Here is a 19,935-nt window from a genome sequence, read left to right on the forward strand (position 1 = left end):
ATTATCAATATTACTGACGATAGTTACAGACGTAAACAATCAACTCAAAATTAATCACCCGGGAGACTATAAAACATGCACGACACTTCTTAACTAAACCGGCAATCTTGAGTGTCGCTCAATCGGAAATCATGCTTGACGTCTGATAGCCTCAGTAATTTCCTTTTCTAAGATTCCTAAAACATTACGAGGAAGAGCTTCTACAGTGGCCATATCAAGTAAACCACAATCTGCAAGGAATGAACCAATAACAGGTATAAAATTTAAGGCTGCTGAAGAAATTTTTTTATACATTGTTTTTGCTGAATTTAGTGCTAAACGTGCTTTTTCAGTCTCACAAAGATCTAAAAGTCTTTCAGTTTTTTTATTTAAATATTCTGCAAGAAAGCGATCAACGGCTCGTTCTTTCAAATCATAAAGATGGTTTTTTTTAACCTCTTCTATACTTTGGTTACTTTGAAGTTTGAGAGAAGATTGATCATATATCTCTTCGTTAAATATATCCTCATATTTCGGAACATTGAGTGTAGAGAAGCAAACCGATGTTAATAAAAAATTAGTTGCAATAAGTTTATAAAATTTCATAATTATATACCCTTTGATTGTAAATTAATGGAGACTGTATTCCCTTCCTGTTGCTAAATAACAGGAAGGGATTAGTTATTTAGTTATGATAGTATTCATGAAATCTATATTCTGCATCGGAATAACGACAATGAGTGACACAAAGAATAGGGAATTTATGGCTTGAAAGTCCCCAGCTTGTTTGTATTAGTCCTCCAATCATTTTTTCTTTTTCAATTTCTTCTACAGGTTTATTGATAAGAATGCTTGCATATATGCCAGCGTTTATCTGTTCATAAAGTGGTTGTTCTGCGTTGAAATGTTGGAAATGTTGGCGTCCTAAAATCGCTGGCGCCAGAATTTGATCAAGCTGTAATCTTAAGGATACTTGTCTGATTTCTTCAAAGAAAGAAGTGTTAAACATAAGTTTATTATAGAGTTCTTTTACTTGAGGATCTGTAGAATATTCAAATACCTTGAGACCTGAGCTTGTATACAACCAACTGGCTGGTGTTCTCTCTTCTGTACTTGTTTCTTTCTTTACTGAAGTAATAAGAGCAGGACCAGTAGATAAGTTTTCAAATTGCTCCACCATCACTTCATTCTCACTTAAATCATGATGACGATGGGCAAGTCTAAAGCCAAAATATTCTTCTATCCCATATTTATTGGCAATTGCTAAACTTTCATCCAATAATTTAGTTATATTACCATTTTGCTTAAGAAGGTAATCAGCCTCTACTGACAATGGAAGAGCATTATAAGTGCTAGAGTTGAAAGTTTTTAAATCCTCAGGAACAATAAATTCAGTTGAAAAAGAGGGACTTGAAAAAAATAAGATCACAACAGATAGATATAGATAGTTTTTTCGAAACATAATTTTTCTCCTTGTATTAAGTTTAATTGGTTTCCAGCATTAACAAGATTAAAACTGCTGACCAACAATTCAAAAATGAAGGAAACAAAAGCATTTTTCAAAAAATGAAATTACTAGAGTAGGGTTTAATTTTACTTGAGTAAAAGGAAGTGATTTTCGATTTACACTTAATTTTGCAAAAGATAAAGTAAACTCCTTTATTTTATAAACAATTTTGATGAGAAACTTTTTAGTTATGCAATTCGATAAAATTGGTCTTACAAATAATTTTTATGTGACTTTTTTGAGTACAATTGAGGGAATAAATTTTTCCCAACGAGAAATCGATATTATTGTTTGCCTTCTGACCGAAAAAAGTTCCAAAGAAATAGCTTCTTTTTTAGCGATTATGCCAAGGACAATTGATAATTATCTTTATAATATTGGAAAGAGAATTAATGCTAAAACACGCAAAGATATTTGCGAATTTATGCGAAAATCTCACCAATTTTCTTATCTTTCAAATTATTATACTATTTTATCTTTTCAAATATGGTTTGAGAAAAAATTAAGTGAACTCTCAAAGTTAATAAAAAAACCCCTGCCTTCTTGTATAATTTTATCCTGGGACGCAGAAAAACACAAAATTGAACTTTTAAAAAAACACTTGGAGATAATTGGGTTTGAAGTCTCAATCAAAACAAATAATGAAACTGAGCAATATAAAAATTTTTCTTCTTTTTCGAATTCAAAGATTCCTCAAGAAGTTTTTTCTCTATTCATTATGTCGGAGCTTCAATCTAAATCCTTTTTAGGGGATAAAAAAGAAGTGCCTAAAAATATATTCTTTTTGCAGGAAGAAAATGAAAATTCACTGTTTGCTCAAGAATCTTTGGAATTACAACATATAATAAATTTTTCAAATTATTATTTTTGTATCATTGCAATCTTAAAAAAAATGGTTCTTACTGATAAATTTTCTCAAAAAATAGCTTTATTTGAAAAAGAATTTATAAATTATTGTACTGAAAATTTTAATGAACAAGCAAGGCAGTATTCTACGAAAAGAATCCTCAAAAACACTCTAATTTTTTCTTTCTTAAAAAATTTCAACAACTAACCATTAATTGGTTATCTACAACTGTAAGTTTAAGTATCAGTCTATTTTTATTTTTTGCACTAAAACCAAATGAAAAAATATCAATTCAATCAGAATTTTCTATTCCTTCCAGTTCTATTTTACTTAGTCGTTCTGGATTAGTTAAAAAAATTGAAGAAAAGCTAAGCATGCAAAAAGAGATTAAAACTTTAGCTTTAGTTGGACAAGGTGGAGCCGGAAAAACGACTCTCGCTTGCCAATATGCTCAAAGTCAATCATACCAAATTATCTGGGAAATTAATGCAGAAACCCGCAATAGTTTCATCGCTTCTTTTGAAAGTTTGGCTCTTGCTCTTTCTCGAACAGAAAATGAAAAGAGAATTATAAAAAATCTTCAAGAAATTAAAGATACAAATGAAAGAGAGAAAATTCTCTTCTCATTTATAAAAATTCATTTAAAAAAATATCCAGACTGGCTCTTAATTTTTGATAATGTCGATACATTTTCTGACATTCAAAATTATTTTCCTTGTGACTCTCGTATATGGGGAGAAGGAAAAATTATCGTTACAACAAGAGATGAAAATATCCAAAATAATAATTTAATAAATCATGTTATATATATTGATGAACTAACATCTATAGAAAAAGAACAACTTTTTTCTAGTATTATGGAAATAAATGAAAACGACAAAGAAAAAGATTCGATAAAAGCTTTTTTAACACATATTCCTTCTCTTCCTTTAGATATCTCAATTGCGGCTTATTATCTTAAGGCAACCAACATTTCTTATGAGCAATATCATGAGAATTTAAAATTATATACTCCAGAGTTTTCAAATCTTCAAAAAGACATTCTAGAAAATGCAAATAAATACAATAAGACGCGTTATGAAATTATAAGTATGTCTGTCGAAAAATTAATAGAGACAGATAAGAACTTTTCTGAACTTTTATTATTGATTAGTCTTATAGATTCGCAAAATATTCCCAGAAATTTAATAGATAATTTTAAGAATAAGGATACAACCGATAAATTTATTTATAATCTCAAAAAATACTCTCTTATCCTTAATATAGAAAATACTGACACGTTTTCTTTACATCGAAGCACTCAAGAAATTATATTAAAACATCTCATCAAAGTGTTAACTTTGAAACAAAAAACTGCTTTTATAGAAAAAATAATTGATGTTATAGAAAAATACATAATGAAAATAATAGAAAAAGAAGATTTTTTAAAATTACCATTTTTAGAAAATCATTGCTTAAAATTATTGAGCCATACGCTATTAACTGTTTCTATGAAAGGCAAATTATATGGAAAAGTAGGAATCATCGCCTACTATCAGGATAATCATAAAAAAGCAAAATTTTATCTTGAAAATGCAAAAAAACAGTACGATCAGTTAAACAAGCAGAAAAATGAAGATAAATTAAATATTATTCAAATTATATCTTATTTAGGAGATACTTATCGTAATTTAGGAGATTATGAAAAAGCAAAAACCCTTCTTGAAAAAAGCCTTCATTATTATCCAGAAATGGATCCTTTAGAAAAAGCCCATACTCTATTATGTTTAGGGAATACATATAGAAATTTAGGAAGATATAAAAAAGCACTCATCTTTATAAAAGAAAGCCTCTTATTTTATGAAAAAAACCATAGGGGTTATGTTCATGCTTTAGCTCTTTTAGGAATTATTGAAGGAGAACTTGGAAATTATAATCAAGCTCAATCCTCTTTTCAAAAAAGCTTGGATGAATATGCCATTATATTTCCACAAGAACCTGCAGGCAAAGCATGGGTCTTAGTTTATTTAGGGGATCTTTATAGAAAAATGGAAAATTATGAAGAAGCTAAAAAGAAACTTATGCAAGGTCTTAAAATACATCAAGAACAATTTTCACAAAATCATACATATAAAGCATGGGTTTTAGCTCACTTAGGAAATACATATAGAGATAATTGTGACTATAAGAAATCAATAAAATCACTACAAGAGAGCCTTTCTATTTATGAGGAATTTTCCTCTGAAAATCCTATAAGATTCGCTTGGGTGGCAATGCATTTAGGAGACCTTTACAGAGAAATAGGAAACTATGAAAGAGCACATCATTTTTTAGAGAGAAGCCGTGCAATATATGAAAAAAATCTCCCATCTAATCATCCTGATATTGCCAGAATTCTAAGAATGTTAGGGAAGACTTATCAACTAAAAGGGAATTATGATTATGCAAAACAACTTTTTCATAAAAGTCAAATGATCTATGAAAATGCCTGTGGTAAAAATCATCCTTGGCTAGCGCAAGTTTTTTGTGATTTAGGAGAAGTTTATCTCATAGAAAATGATTTTGAGATTAGTAAAAATTACATGAACAAAGCCTCATATATATTACGGCATAATCATCACTCAGACACATTTAGAGCGCTTAAAATATTGAATGAAAAATATCTGAAAGAAAAAAATAAGCAACAATATTGGCAATTCAAAGTGCAAGCAATTCGGTATTTAGAACAGATTTTTCCGAGTATGAAATTTCATTAATTAAATTTAAAAACATTTAACTGTAGATTCTATAGTTTTTGGTAAACCATTAAGATAAAGCTTAAAAGATCATAGATGTGTTAAAATTTTAAAAGTCAATTGCTCCCTATTTGTACTTGGATGGGAGCAATTGGTTTTCAATTTAGGGTTTTTACTATTAATTAATACCATATCTTGTTAATAGAGCTTGAGCAGAATGTGGAGTTATAACTTCAACTCCCTTTCTTGCTGCTTGTGATTTTTTTTCGTATCGTTTAATTCTACGTGCCAAATAATTATGATCTATTTTATAATCTGTACGTCCCGGAGACATAATTTCTACCCCAGACTTTTTTAATAATCTAATGACGTAACTTGTACAGTTATGAGTTTTTTCTTTATTAGAATATCCCCACCCTTTTAAAGAAAAATATATGCCACCGTTTATATCATCTTTCATAGTTTGTAATGCTTTTTTGGTATTATCTAAACTTACTATAAAACTCTTATATTTTGTATAACTGGCATCTAAAATTTTTATTTCTGATCCTAAAATTCTATCAACGCCATCATCATCTTCTTTAATTTTAGTTGTTATTTCTTTTGCTCGAACAAACTTCATCAATACATCTTCAGCTGTTTCGCATATGATTTTTCCAGTACCACCTCCATAAATAATTCCACTCAAAGAATCAGGAGCATAATAACCGCTTCCTCTTCCAAGATGTACGCCTTGTAAATGGATCTTAGGTTCTCCATTTTCGATTATAGGAGTTTCAAAGACAAGATAAGCATGCTTAACTCCCCCTCCTAGATCTTTATAACCAACTGTAATTGCTGCTTTTGGTGGGGTAGAATGCAATACCTCTAGATCTACATCACTTATAAGTGATCTGTTTTTTGCTAGCTCTCGATCTCCTTCTACATTTTCATAAGTTATTGAAGAATAACTAGATTGAAATACACATAATATGGTTATGATATATATGAAATAAATTTTCATTTTGGCCATTTTTTTCTCCTATAAAATTTAAATATAAACAAACATTTATTTGGTTTTGAATCGCGCTATAAAATCAGCAAATTTACTAGCGAATTCTAAAGCTGGACCCATAGTTTTTATGCATTTACCTGTTGTATCAATGCATTTGTCTGTTGCTTCTAGAGTTGCTGAAGATACATTTCGGATACAAGTTGCTGCTTTTGCTGAATAAGGTTCTTCTTCTTTTATATTTTGCGAAGCGTGCGCAGATAAACATGCGAACAAAATAACGGTACTTAAATAAAATATTTTTCTCATTTAGTTTTCTCCTTTTGTTAAAATTAAATTTCAAAAATATTTTTTTTCAAATGAACGAACAAAATATTCTTAAAACTGATGGTCATTAAGGCAAGAAAACAGCTTTATAACTATGAGGTCTTATCCCCTTAAATTGTAAAATAGGTGATAATCCCCCAATCTTGTGAAACGAGGATAGTTAATTTATAATGCTAACATTGTTTGAAATACTAGAGTTTAAATATTATGCATGGTTAATAAAATTATTATTTATCCCTTCAATTTTAGTTGCCAGTTAAAAGGAGATATTAATGGGATCAATTTCTCTACTCGCGAAACAGATGTTATAGCTTGTCTCCTTCAGGGAAGGCCTTTTAAAACTATCGCTTCCCTTCTTTCTATTTCACCTAAAACAACAGAAAATTATTCTCGTAATATTATGCTGAAAATTGGATGTAACTCCCGTGATGGAATTATCAACTTTGTAGAAGATGCAGGTATTTTCAAATATTTTAGACAGCATTATGAATTTTTATCTTTTGAGTCTCAGTTCAAAAAATATTTGAATCAAATTCAATCAGAAGTAAAAAATAAAAACCTAACTTGTATAATTTTCTTTGAAAATATAATAATATCTTCGTTTAAGGAAACGTTAAAAAAGCATCTTGAGTTTTCAGGATTCAAATCAGTTTTTAAAAAGGCCAATTTAAGAAATTTATCATCTCAAATATCAAAACAAATCTCTGACCCTAAAATCTTAATTTTATCCTCAGAAGAAATAAGAACACTCTCTGAATCTTCTTTCGACAAAAAGCTTTTAGAACAATTGATCATAATTGAATTCAAAAATGAGATGACTCAATTTCAAATTATCTCAGAAGAAAATAGTTCTAATGGATTTTATCCTATAGCTTTTCTTAAACTACTTAAGGAATTGCATTCTGAAATAGATATAGAACCCTATATACAGGTTCTTAACAAAAAATTTCATTCCCTAAATAATCCCCTTAACTATAATAATCCAAAAAAAGAACCTAAGCTAAAATACAAAAAGTCTTATTTCTTTTATCTAAGTATTTTTTTTATTACTGTATTATTAATAGGGTTGATTGGTTATAAAATCTATAGAGATAAATTAAAATTAACTCCTCTTATACATTCTGAACTCGCATTACCAACAAAAGATGTGCTCCTAGAACGTTCAAAATTAAAAGAAGAAATCCATCAAAAATTAAAAGAAAATCACGGAATAAAGACTATTGCTCTTGTTGGTTGTGGGGGCGCAGGTAAAACCACATTAGCAAGATCTTATGCAAATACTTACTCTCATCCTGTGACTTGGGAAATCAATGCTGAAACTCATGAGAGTCTCATAATTTCTTTCGAGAATTTAGCATTATCCCTTGCCATAACAGAAAATGAAAAGAAAACTATAAAGAATCTTCAAGAAATTAAAGATTCTCAAGAAAGAGAACAAATCCTCTTCTCATTCCTCAAGAGCCATTTAAAAGAAAATACAGGATGGTTACTTATTTTTGATAATGTTGAAACATTTTCTGATATTCAAAGCTATTTTCCTTATGACACTCGCATGTGGGGAGTAGGAAAAGTAATCGTAACAACAAGAGACGAAAACATACAGAATAATAATTCGATAAATCATACTATGCGTATCAATGAATTAGAGACTGGAGAAAAAGAAAAACTATTTCTTAGTATTATGGAGCTAGATGTTAATAACAAACGAAAAGAGCAGATAAGAGCTTTTTTAACCCATATTCCTCCTTTCCCTCTCGATACCTCAGTTGCGGCTTATTATATCAAAGCAACGAATATCTCATATAATCAATATGTTCAAAACTTAAAACAACATCAGCAGGAGTTTGCCGATCTTCAAAAAGACATACTTAAAAATGCAAGTAAATATAGTAAGACACGCTATGAAATTATAAGCATGTCTGTTAAAAAGCTGATTGAAACGCACAAAGATTTTGCAGACATTTTATTCTTCATAAGCCTATTAGATTCTCAAGATATCCCGCGAGATTTATTAAACGCGTATAAAGGTAGTATTATAGTCGATAACTTCTTTTATCACCTCAAAAAGCACTCACTTATAACTTCTGAAATAAATTCCTCACACTCAACTTCAAGTTTTTCGATTCACCGCAGTACCCAAGAAATAATTTTCGCTTATTTAATAAAAGCATTAAAGTTAGAGAAAGCTAATCAATTACTTCAATCTATTGTTAACACTCTAGAAACCTATTTAAATGCAATAATAGATAAAGAAGATTTTCTACAAATGAGGCATTCAGTTGGACATTATGAGTCCTTTTTAAGACATAAAAACATGTTATCAGCCTCCCTCGAAGGCGTAATTAGCTTACAGTTAGGACATGTTTATTATCATCTAGGTGAATATGTAAAAGCAAAAGACATGCTCGAAAGAATATCTAGTAATACCCCACTATATTTTAAAACAGACTATAATAGGATTGCTCAAATTTCATCTTGTTTGGGAATTGTGTATAGGGAACTCGGAAATTATAAAAAAGCTGAAGGTCTTCTTGAGAAAAGTTATACAATTTATTTAAAATACCTGCCTAGCAACTATAAAGCCCTTGCTCGCAATCTGACATATTTAGGAATTGTTCATAGATATTCAGGACAGTATGAAAAAGCCAGAGATTCACTCCATAGGGGATATTTAATTTACGAGAAATATTGTCCAGATTCCTCTGAAGCTGCTTGGAATTTGGTCCATTTAGCCAATGCTTTTAGAAGTTTGGGTTCTTACCATAAAGCAAGAAATCTTCTCGAAAATGCTATAGTGATACATAAGAAGTTATATGGAAATGACCATCTTAACACTGCTTGGGCTAGTGTCTATTTAGCCGCTATATATGAAGAGCTTGGTGAGTATGAAAAGGCGATGAATTTACTTGAATATAGCCTGTCAAACTATAAGCAATTCTACTCTACAAATCATGCTGATATAGGATGGACACTAGTTTATTTAGGAAGTACATACAGGAATCTTGGCTACTATGAAAAATCTTATGAAGCTCTTAAAGAAGCTTTAAAGATTCATGAGCAATCATATGGAGATAATAATACGAGAACTGCTTGGTCTTATATACATTTGGGAAACCTCAAAGAAAGTTTAGGTCATTATAAGGAAGCAAAAATTCTTTATGAAAAAGCTTTTAAAATACATCAAGAAAATTTTGCAAATGGTAGCTTGGTTATTGCTTGGAACTCACTACGACTGGGTAGTGTATATAGTGCTCTAAAGGACTATAAAAATTCCAGGCATCTACTTGAAAAAAGCTCTAAATTCTATGAGAAACTTTTTGGTAGAAACCATATTGAATACGCCAGAGTTATAAACAGCTTAGGAAATACTTGTCTGTTAGCGGGAAATTACAAAGAAGCTGAAAATCTTCTAAATGAGGCTTTAAAAATATTTATGAAATACAGCCATCCTAGTGCTTATATTACCTTGGAAATTTTAGCAGAATTATATTTTCAAAATTCTTTGCAATCATTGAATAAAAAAGATGTGCAGCAATCTCAAAAATATAAAGCACAAGCTATGGAATATTTAAGGCAAGCTCTAGAAATAGTAAAATCTCACTTACCAAAAAATTCTCCTCATAAAACTAGAATACAAGAAAAACTTAAATCACTAAATTCAAAATTGATATAAACCACTGTGCTGTTTTTGTACCCTTTTTTCATAATTTTAATTATACGACTTAAAAATGTTAGCCCCAGATAGTAATGTCGTATTTTAGCTATTTAGAGATGTTGTGTTCCCTCAAGTGTTTGAATGTATCAAAGAAATTTAGGATCACAATGAAAAGAAAGGGATAGCCACTTTCACCAGAAAATAGCTATCCCATATGATTTTAAAGGCTATTCTTCTCTCTGAGGGGTCTGAAGCCCACTGGAACGAAAACGTACGCTAAGGAGTAAGCGATTTCTCATTAACCATCCTATAAATCCTTTCATCATTTTAAGTTCATACTTAAAATTTATTACCCAAATTTATTCTTAGAAATATGTCCAGTGCCTAGCCGCTACTTGTAGTGCTCCCCATTATGAGCGGACAGATCTGTTAGCTCATTAAGTTACACCTTACTTGTTTAAGATCTCCTTGAGAAGATCTGTAATACTCTCTTGGAGAGAGCATTTTTAGCCCTTTATGAGGGGCATTATTATTATAATCTTCAAACCATTTTGGCAGCTGCTCAAGAACTCTTTGAGCCGATCTTAAATCAGCGATATACACGTAATCTCTCTTGAAGGTTTTGACAAAGGCTTCTGCCATGCCATTGCTCTCGGGGCTATAGGGAGCCGTTGTACAGATCTCAAAGCCAAGAGACCTTCCAAAGTGAATGGTTGATCTTAGGGTTTGACCCTATCAGAGCATGGACTCAGTTATCGACGGAGTTGTCATTCTCTTAAGTTGAGTCGTTCAGTTTATCGTTATCAGCCGGCAGATAAAAAAGATGAGGATGTTAAGAACGCCTTGTATGTTGGGTCTTAACATTTGCAGGAAAGAGAAAAGAAGAATTACTTTAAGAGAACGGCATTCTTTAACGATCTCATTTTCTCCCAATCAAACTTGGTCTGCTGATTTTATGAGTGATGCTTTAGGGTGCGGGCGTCGTTTTAGGACATTCAATGTTATTGATGATTTTAATAGAGAAGTACTTGGTATAGAAATCGACTTAAGCTTACCTTCAAGGAGGGTTATTCAAGTACTTGATAATATAGGCATGATACGAGGATATCCATTAAGACTACGTCTGGATAATGGTCCTGAACTGGTCTCATTAGCTTTGGCTGATTGGGCTGAAAAGCATGGGGTTACTTTAGAATTTATTCAACCTGGAAAGCCCACTCAGAATTCTTACATCGAACGGTTTAATCGTACTTATCGAGAAGAAGTGTTGGATTTTTATATCTTTAAAAATCTTGATGAAATCCGCGAAATTACTGAAAAATGGATGAATCAATACAACAAAGAAAGACCTCATCAGTCTTTAAAAAATATGACGCCTATTGAATATAATTTATTCACAAAAAATACGGAAAACTACACGATACCGTGGTACTAAATTTGGGATCTTTACATATACATTATAAACATTTCTACAAATTAAGAATATTTAACAGTCTAATGTCTATTAATTTATTTAAATTGAATTTCTAAGATATATATGATTATCCAAAAATAATTGCTCCCTTCTTTTTTAGAAGAGAGCAATTAAAGTCTAATTTCTTAACGATTAATTAATACCATGTGTTTTTAACAATTCTTCGGCAGAAGGCGGATCTATGACTGCAATTCCATTCCTTTCTGCTTCAGTTTTTAATTCAAATTGACTAATTTTATTTGCTAGATAAATATCATCTTTTACTAAAAAAGTAGAATCGCCAATAGGAAGTTCAACTCCTGCTCTTTTTAATAAGGTTGCTACATAACTTGTACAATTATATGTCCTATCCTTATCTGTTAATCCCCACCCTTTTAAAGAAAAATATGTGCCCTTTATTTTGTCTTCCCCAATAGAAGCTAAAGCTTTCTGAGCTCCTGCTGCACTGACAATAAAACTTTTATATTTTGTGTAAGCTGCTTCTTGAAGCATTATTTCTTCCTCACTTATACGTTTGATGCCATTACTACTTATAGTTGCTTTAATTTTTGTTTTTTTTGCTCGTAGAAATTTCTTAATTACATTTTCATCATTTTCTTCATAAATTAATCCTTTTCCACCACCACAAACAGCCCCATAAACTGAATCAGGTTCATAATAACCGTCGCCATCACCACCAAAATGGACTCCTTGAATCTCAATTATTTTTATTTCTCCTTTTTTTCCTTTCTCTATAGGTGTCTCAAAAACAAGATAAGCATGTTTAATACCGCCTCCAATTTCTTTGTATCCTAGTGTAAGTGCAGCTTTACCTGAACCTGAGTGTAATTCATCTAAAGTAACACCACTGATAAGAGATTTAGTTTTTGATGTCTCTAAATCTCCTTCATATAAAGAACAATTTTGAGATGATTGGACAGAGTGAAACCATGATAATGATCCTATAATGAGTAATGCATATTTCTTCATTTTAAACATTTTACTTTCCTTTTTTAAACATTTTAATTAACGAATCCAATGATAGAGCAATTTGATTAATGATCCTATTTCATTTTCGCAAGGCTTTTGGTATGAATTAGGAGAGACATTTTGAGCGATTTTCATGAGGGAATTCACCGATAAATCTGATTTAAAGGGCTCCCGATCAAATCCAGTTATGTAACAGTATTCTCGTAAGATATAAACTGCAAAACTTGCTGATGTGTAATGTTTTGAGGGAAGTTTAAGTTTTCCATCTTCATATTCAGACTCAAATACGAAAGACAAGTCTTTATCTTGCATTCTTCTAATACAAGAAAGGGCGTTATCTACATAAAAAGAATCTAATTTCCAATCTACACCAGTTTGAGTTACATTTCCCCATTCAGACGGTACTTGTTTCTCGGAAATAGACATAATATTTCCTTTTCCTTTGGAATAAGAGGAAGAAAAAAATGGTTCAATATATTCTTGAGTTGATAAAGGTATGGATTGAGGACGGAATGTATAGCAATTAAATTCTAGAACATCTTCTATAGAATTAATTTTTTCAAAAATAAGAAATGCTAAAGGTATACCTTTCCATTCAGCTTCTCGAAGTGAAACAACAGCCGTCCCCTCATTAATTTCTATACCACTATAATGAGTTTTAAAGGACTTAACCGTTGAGACAGAAACTTCTTCTATTAAAGTTCTATGTTTATTTGATTCTAAATTTTCTGATGCCAATCGTGAGGCTGCATATAAGACAGAGTTACTATCCGCTATCCTCAATTGATAAGAAAAATCTCTTAAATCTGGATTCAAAAGAGAATGAATTATCTGCCTATTAATATTTATTAACCATCTATTTTTATTTGGCAAAGTGACTACAACTCTTATGAAATCATCTGTATTTAATATGATTCTCTCTTTTAAATTTGCATTTCCAGAAACTTTATCATCTTTTCCTATCTCCAAAAATTTCTTATCTATATTTAATCCAAATTTAGATAAAAAAAGAGCAAAATATTTGGAATCAACTTCAAAACATTTTCCTAGATCTCTTCTTGAAGAATTAGCTCTAATATTATTTTCTTCTTTAATTAATTCCGTACTCGCTAATAAACTTGAAGGAATTAGAAATACAACGATGATCAATCCATAGAAAAATCTGACCATTTTATTTTCTCCTAAAAAATTAAAAATGGTATCTTCATTAAATTAATGAGATACCTTTTTATTATTATCTATTTTGAGATGAAGATTGAAATCTCGACACGAATTCAGAAATTTTAACGGCTAGTTCTAAAGCTGGCCCCATCGTTACAATACATCTATCTGCTGCATCTAAAGTTGCAGTTGACCCATCTCGAATACAGGCTGCAGCTCTTGTCGAATATGGTTCTTCTTCTCGCATATTTTCAGAAGCATATGCAGATAAGTTGAATAAACATAAAACAGTAGCCAAATATAATTTACTAGTCATAACTATCCTCTATTATTCTTCTCTCCTCTGGTTTAATTTCTTAAATTTAAACTCTACGATGAGAAGAGAAATGACTCGTAGAGTTCGTGTCTTCATGATTGTATATTTGAGGGATCCTGAACATACGTAGAATATCAGTAGAGAAGATAAATAATTACGTAGATAAAAAATTATATAATATTTACAATAAGTAATCAGATATGATTAGAGAAGAAATAGCCGCCTTCTACGTAGATTTTATCCAATAATAAAAACTCTTTACATAAAATATTAATCCCGATACCGTGATGTTTCTTTAATTTTTTAAGAAAATGAGCGCGTATTCATGCAAAATATTTCTGAACCTCTGCCTTTAGAGTTATATAATCTTTATCTCTCTAAAATCGGAAAAATATATTTTACTCAAAGAGAAATCGATGTAATCTCATGCCTCTTACATGCCCGAGGAACAAGTAAAATCGCTTCCCTCCTCTCCTCTGGCGATAAGGCTGTAACAACAAGGACGATTGAACGCCATATTCAAAATATCATGCAGAAAGTAGAGTGTAATACGCGTGATGGTATTATTGATTTTATAGAAAAGTCGGATAAGGTTTCTTATTTAAGAAAATACTATTCTCTTCTACACATTAATTTACTTTTTGAAAAAACTCTAAAAGATCTCTCAAAGTTAAAATTAAAAGCTCTTTCATGTAATATAATAGGACAAGATAAAAGCCTTCTCTCATTTAACTCATCCCTTAAAATGCATCTAATTCTATTCGGTATTAAAGTTGTCGAGAATTCTTGTAAGAATAGAGAAGACGTCACACTCTTAATAAATCCTGAAAACGTCAATGAGCTTCCAAAAATAGCAACCAGACTTATTGTGCTCACATCGAACGATAAAAATCTGTTTGGAAATAGGGCAGAGAAATTTGATTTTATAGATCTTAATAAGCAAGAAAATTATTATACTTGTGTCTTGACGATATTAAAAAAGATAGATCCAAACTTAAATTTCGAAGATACTATCAAAGACTTTCAAAGCAAGATTAAAAATATTTATATAGAAACTACTAAACCGCGCCCTTTAAATAAAAAACCTTCAACCTTCTTGCTGTTCTATCAAAAAAACGCTCTACCTTTCAGAGTAATATGTGTTGCTGCCCTTCTTATTATTAGCGGATTTTCATTTGTTCATTTTAAAAATAAGAGTTTTCAAAACTACGCCTTTCGCTCAGATCTCATTCTCCCAAAAGAATCTGCTTTCCTTGACCGTCCTAAACTTATTGATGAGATTGAGAATAAACTTAACCAAACAAAAGGTATTCAAGTAATTGCTCTCATAGGACCAGGGGGTTCCGGGAAAACCACTCTTGCCAGGCAATATAGTCGAAAACATCAAGGTTCCATCTGGGAAATCAATGCTGAATCAAAAGAAGCTCTCAATGTTTCTTTCGAAAAACTTGCTGTAATTTTAGCGAAAACAGAAAAGTCTCAACAAATTTTAAACAAAATTTTTGAAATTTCTAATCCTTTAGAAAAAGACCAAAAAGTATTACAATTTGTGAAAGAACAATTAAAAAATATCCCCCAATGGTTATTGATTTACGATAACATTGAAAATTTGAAAAATATTAAAAATCATATTCCCCACGATGCAGCCTCTTGGGGAAATGGGAAAGTCATCCTTACAACTCAAAATACTAATATTGAAAATAATAACCAAATTAACGAAATTTTGCATGTAGGTGAATTAGATCAAACAGAAAAACTTTCTCTTTTTACAAAAATATTAAATGATACTAACCAAAGTTTTGATATCTCTTCTCAGCTTAAAGAAATTAAATTCCTTTTAGAAAATATCCCCTCTTTCCCCTTAGACATCTCTCTTGCGGCGTATTATATAAAAGCAACGAGAATCTCTTATAAAAGTTATTTACATCATATACAAAAATACAACAAAGAATTTTCAAACGCTCAAGAACACTTATTAAATGACATTAGCAATTATAATAAAACAAGATATAATATTATTATTCTCTCTTTAAAAAATATTATTGATGCGCATAAAGACTTTAAAGATCTTTTATTAATGTTAGGCTTGCTTAACTCTCAAAATATTCCCTTAGATTTATTAAAAAATTTTAAAAATGAGGTAGTTGTTAATAATTTTATTCATCATTTAAAGAAATATTCTTTTATTATTAACTATGCGTCGGATACAAACTCAAACGTGAGTATTTCAGTTCATCGAAGTATGCAACATTTAATAGTTCCCTATTTTACAGACGTTTTTTGCTTACAAAATAATATAGAACCTCTTAAATTTATTGCAGAAAATATTGAAGCCTATCTTGATATTGTAATACGGGATGAGGATCTTCATAAGATGCAACCTCTTATTAATCATTGTGAGATGTTTCTAAAACACGCGTATTTATTAACGCCACAAATTGAAAGCATTATAAAAGGTAGATTAGGTATTATTCATTATTTTTATGGAAATAATATAAAAGCAAAGTCTCTTTTTACAGATAGCATTTCAAAATTAACAGATTTAAATGAAGAAACTCACTTACATGTCGCCTTATTCAAAGGTTTTTTAGGCAATGTTTTTAGAGATCTCGGAGATTATAAAAAAGCAAAACTACTTCTAAACGAAAGTATTGAAAGTTACAAAAAATACTCTCCTAAAGACGCACTTCAGCATGCCTATTTTTTAGTTTATCTCGGAATTATCGAAAGATATCTGGGAAATTATGAAGCCGCAAAAAAGTTATTTGAAAATGGCACTACTATCTATAAAAAACATTTTCCTGATAATAAAAAATATAAAGCTTGGGTCTACGGTCAATTAGGTGTCGTTGATAGAGAATTGGGATATTATGAAGAAGCAGAGAAAAAACTTCATAAAAGTCTCGAAATTCTTCGGAAAGAACGTATTCCTGAACATTTTGAAATTGCATGGTGCCTAGAACATTTAAGTGCAGTTTATATCAAAAACGAAAACTATAAAAAAGCACAACTTATATTAGAAGAATGTCTCAAGATTTATGCAACTCTTCTTCCTGATAAAGTTGGAACTTCTTGGATAACCTCAATTATTAATAATGAATCAGCTCCTAAAACTAAAAATTTATTTTCCTTGGTTTCTGCTAATTATAAGGAACATTTTCACGATAACTATATGTATGTAGCATGGCCTTTAAGACAACTTGCTATCTTACATATGAAATTAGAAAATTATGAAAAAGCAAGGATAATTTTAGAACAAACTTACTGTATCTATTCTAAAAATTATGGTGAAGAAGATATTCAAACTGCCGCAAACTTAAAAGAATTAGGACAAGTCTATTCATCTATGAAAAAATATGACTTAGCCTCACAATATCTTTTAAAAGCATTAAAAATTTTTGAAAAAAATACTCATCCTGAAAGCTATTCTTGTCTAGAAATCCTAGGCCAATTATTTGAAGAAAAAGCTTTGTCTGAAGTAAAGAAAGAAAATCAACAAAGCCAACTAAAAAAATCTATTAACTACTTCAAAGAAGCTTTAAAAACAGCAGAAACTCATTTCGGAGCAACTTCCCCACATACTAATAGAATCCAACAAAAGCTTGAATCACTAAATACAGGCTCGATGTAAATAATAATTCTATCTTTCCCGATCAATAATGTTGGCTAGCTCTTGATGGGTTCTCTTACAATTATTCCATTGATCTCTTATATGCTCTCTAAAAATGTAGTATGGAGATTTTTGTATGCTTTTATCCTGTTTGTTAGTTAACATTTCTCCTATATTTCTAAAACTAAAAAGAAGCATAGTATTACTTAAATTATGTTCGATTTTTGGTATAAAAGTAAGTTCACCATTTCTATCATCAAAATGATTTTGTTCAATATCACCATCAATTAAATCAGAAGCAAAAAGTGACAATGCAGGCAATAAAGCTACTTCTATAGGTCTGAACTTTGTGATTTTACCTGCAGTTTTTTTATTCATCTCTTCTCTATTTAAAGCAATAATTTTTTTTAATAACTTAAGTATGCCTTCTCTTATTTCACCATAAGTATTAGGATGTTTTTTATAATCATTTCTTATAAAATTTGAGTTAATTTTTTCAGGGTCAGCTACAAGTATTTTAACCTTAATCCCTTGTTTGGCTTTTTCAGTCAGTGTATTCCAAATAATTGGATTAACACTAAACCGATAACCGGTATTACCTAAAAGAATTACAATTTCTGTCGTTGCTTTATTATATAAGCTCACTTGCTCATCATCGCTCCTGTTCAAAAGCCATTTTATATTTGTTAGACCATAATCATTTAATTTTTCTGGGTTTATTGTTTGTGAATTTTGACCGAGATAAAAACTTCCAAGTCCTATACTAAGGACACATCCTAAAAAAAATAACTTTTTGCTTTGATTGATGAATCCGAGAATTAAATCCATTGATTCTCGTATATAAAATTTTAGCCCCCAACTATTTTTTGCGGTAAGATTTGTAGGAACCAAGTTCCCTGAATCATTAAAATTATTGCCATCACTTTTCATAAATTCGAAACTTCTTCCTGGTAATTTTAGAGAGGGAAATATCATTTTTAACAACTCAAAAATAGATACATAGAAATTATGAGAATGGCTGAAATCTACGTATTCAATATTTTTAATAGAATTAGAGATTAATGAGGAATTCTCTTTATCTAATAAAAGAAAAATAACTCTAGAATTAAAACGCATTGATGTAAGATTTTGAGCAACAGAAACTATATTTTCTTGTGGAGTACAATAAAGAAAGATTTCATGCAATGATCGATTCTTTTGAGTGATGTTTGTTGTGTTAAATGATTCTTGAAGTGAACAACGCGTAACATTAACGCTCAAAGATTTTATAAATATTTCGATCTTTTGTATTATAGGTCTTTTATTGAAATGACTCTCATCATGAATAATACGGAAACTAATTTTATCTCTTTCTAAGAAAGTTATAATTGTAGGAATAATTTTATCAAATTCATATGATATTATTAAATCTTCATAATGGCGTCTAAACAGTGTATATAGGCCAGATTTTTCAATAAAATCTCTAATCCCTTCTTGAGAACTGCATCCTACCTTCCCCATGATATTGCGCGTGTAGTTTTCAACAGTTTTTGGTGAAAGTGATAATAAAGAAGATATTTTTTTAGCGGTTCTACCATTAAGAATAAAAGAAATAATGTCAAACTCTCGAGGAGTGAATCGAATGCCATTTATATCTTGAAATTCTTCATAACTAATATTTAGCTCAGAATTTTTAGTTTTTAGCATCTAAAATGTATCCTGTTTATAATCTAAAATAGATGTATGGAATATTTATAAGGTGTTCTATCGAGAACATCTATAAGTAACTAAACAACATTAAGTTGATTTTTATGAAGAGTAAAGAATAGAGTATTTTCCCCTCTCCCCTTATCCTTGAGGAAATTTTCAGGGTAGCTAGAACCTCTTATCACAATTTAATTTTAAGTTGTTACCAGGCTTAGAATTCTAAAAAAACTTCTAAGATTTCAAGTCAAAACAATGAATTCTACATTTTAAATCATAAGTAAGAGAGTGAATTATGCAAAATAATAGGCTTAAATCTCCTCACCTTCCTCCAGAATTTTATCCTGACGATTTGCTAACAATTAAGGATATAAGGCTTACACTTCGCCAAATCGATATTATTGCTTGTCTCATTAGCGGCGGTACAGGAAAAACAATCTCATCTCTTCTAGATATCGAAATTAAAACTCTTGAAGCCCACAAAAAAGATATAGGAGGGAAAATTGGAGGAGGAATTCAAGAAGATATTATTTCTTTTGTTCAAACTTCAGATAAATATGCACTCATCAAGCAGCACTATCTAATATTACTTTACAAGAGTGAATTTGAGAAACAGCTCAAAGAGCATGCAAAAAATTCTCATGGGAATTTTCCAGTTTTTAAGATAGAAACTCAGCAAATTTATTCTAATAAACCTTCTTT

14 protein-coding genes and 1 pseudogene are annotated in these 19,935 nt (G+C 30.4%); 6 read left to right on the plus strand and 9 right to left on the minus strand.

What is annotated here, in order from left to right:
- Positions 1-129 precede the first annotated feature (129 nt).
- Both J0H12_06790 and J0H12_06795 read right to left on the minus strand, forming a co-directional pair.
- Positions 130-585 carry a hypothetical protein gene (locus J0H12_06790; protein MBN9413610.1) on the minus strand — a complete coding sequence of 152 codons (456 nt, stop codon included), beginning with the start codon at positions 583-585 and terminating at the stop codon, positions 130-132.
- A gap of 79 nt (positions 586-664) precedes the next feature.
- Positions 665-1,441, minus strand: a complete 777-nt coding sequence (locus tag J0H12_06795; protein MBN9413611.1) for a hypothetical protein — start codon at positions 1,439-1,441, stop codon at positions 665-667.
- Between the two features lie 235 nt (positions 1,442-1,676).
- Between J0H12_06795 and J0H12_06800 the strand changes: the two genes are divergently transcribed.
- A complete protein-coding gene (locus tag J0H12_06800) occupies positions 1,677-2,540 on the plus strand; it encodes a hypothetical protein (GenBank protein ID MBN9413612.1) in 864 nt (287 codons plus the stop codon).
- Positions 2,541-2,707: 167 nt separating this feature from the next.
- A complete protein-coding gene (locus J0H12_06805; GenBank protein ID MBN9413613.1) occupies positions 2,708-5,068 on the plus strand; it encodes a tetratricopeptide repeat protein in 2,361 nt (786 codons plus the stop codon).
- Between the two features lie 157 nt (positions 5,069-5,225).
- Here J0H12_06805 and J0H12_06810 read toward each other — a convergent pair whose 3' ends face one another.
- Together J0H12_06810 and J0H12_06815 are read right to left on the minus strand one after the other, a co-directional pair.
- Positions 5,226-6,059: a hypothetical protein gene (locus tag J0H12_06810; protein ID MBN9413614.1), complete on the minus strand. Its 834-nt coding sequence runs from the start codon at positions 6,057-6,059 to the stop codon at positions 5,226-5,228.
- 36 nt (positions 6,060-6,095) lie between these two features.
- Positions 6,096-6,347 carry a hypothetical protein gene (locus J0H12_06815; protein MBN9413615.1) on the minus strand — a complete coding sequence of 84 codons (252 nt, stop codon included), beginning with the start codon at positions 6,345-6,347 and terminating at the stop codon, positions 6,096-6,098.
- A gap of 229 nt (positions 6,348-6,576) precedes the next feature.
- Between J0H12_06815 and J0H12_06820 the strand changes: the two genes are divergently transcribed.
- Complete coding sequence (locus J0H12_06820; protein MBN9413616.1) at positions 6,577-10,038, plus strand: tetratricopeptide repeat protein; 3,462 nt, start codon at positions 6,577-6,579, stop codon at positions 10,036-10,038.
- Between the two features lie 411 nt (positions 10,039-10,449).
- Here the strand turns inward: J0H12_06820 and J0H12_06825 are convergent.
- Positions 10,450-10,746, minus strand: a pseudogene (locus J0H12_06825) (transposase).
- Positions 10,747-10,867: 121 nt separating this feature from the next.
- Here J0H12_06825 and J0H12_06830 point away from each other — a divergent pair.
- A complete protein-coding gene (locus J0H12_06830) occupies positions 10,868-11,455 on the plus strand; it encodes an IS3 family transposase (protein MBN9413617.1) in 588 nt (195 codons plus the stop codon).
- Positions 11,456-11,626: 171 nt separating this feature from the next.
- Here the strand turns inward: J0H12_06830 and J0H12_06835 are convergent, their stop codons facing one another.
- From J0H12_06835 to J0H12_06845, 3 genes are all read right to left on the minus strand, one after another.
- Positions 11,627-12,472, minus strand: coding sequence for a hypothetical protein (locus tag J0H12_06835; GenBank protein ID MBN9413618.1), 846 nt, complete (start codon positions 12,470-12,472; stop codon positions 11,627-11,629).
- Positions 12,473-12,499: 27 nt separating this feature from the next.
- A complete protein-coding gene (locus tag J0H12_06840) occupies positions 12,500-13,612 on the minus strand; it encodes a hypothetical protein (protein ID MBN9413619.1) in 1,113 nt (370 codons plus the stop codon).
- A gap of 85 nt (positions 13,613-13,697) precedes the next feature.
- Positions 13,698-13,940 (minus strand): hypothetical protein, encoded by a 243-nt coding sequence (locus J0H12_06845; protein ID MBN9413620.1) that lies wholly within the window; start codon positions 13,938-13,940, stop codon positions 13,698-13,700.
- A gap of 325 nt (positions 13,941-14,265) precedes the next feature.
- Here J0H12_06845 and J0H12_06850 point away from each other — a divergent pair, with 325 nt between their 5' ends.
- On the plus strand, positions 14,266-17,571 hold the full coding sequence (locus J0H12_06850; protein MBN9413621.1) for a tetratricopeptide repeat protein: 3,306 nt from the start codon (positions 14,266-14,268) through the stop codon (positions 17,569-17,571).
- Positions 17,572-17,580: 9 nt separating this feature from the next.
- Here J0H12_06850 and J0H12_06855 read toward each other — a convergent pair whose 3' ends face one another.
- The gene (locus J0H12_06855) at positions 17,581-19,236 is read right to left on the minus strand and encodes a helix-turn-helix transcriptional regulator (GenBank protein MBN9413622.1); all 1,656 of its coding nucleotides are present in this window, start codon (positions 19,234-19,236) and stop codon (positions 17,581-17,583) included.
- A gap of 292 nt (positions 19,237-19,528) precedes the next feature.
- Here J0H12_06855 and J0H12_06860 point away from each other — a divergent pair.
- A partial coding sequence (locus J0H12_06860; protein ID MBN9413623.1) for a hypothetical protein occupies positions 19,529-19,935 on the plus strand: 407 nt, incomplete at its 3' end.

It is taken from the genome of Candidatus Paracaedimonas acanthamoebae, from assembly GCA_017307065.1.
Classification (GTDB): domain Bacteria; phylum Pseudomonadota; class Alphaproteobacteria; order Caedimonadales; family Caedimonadaceae; genus Paracaedimonas; species Paracaedimonas acanthamoebae_A.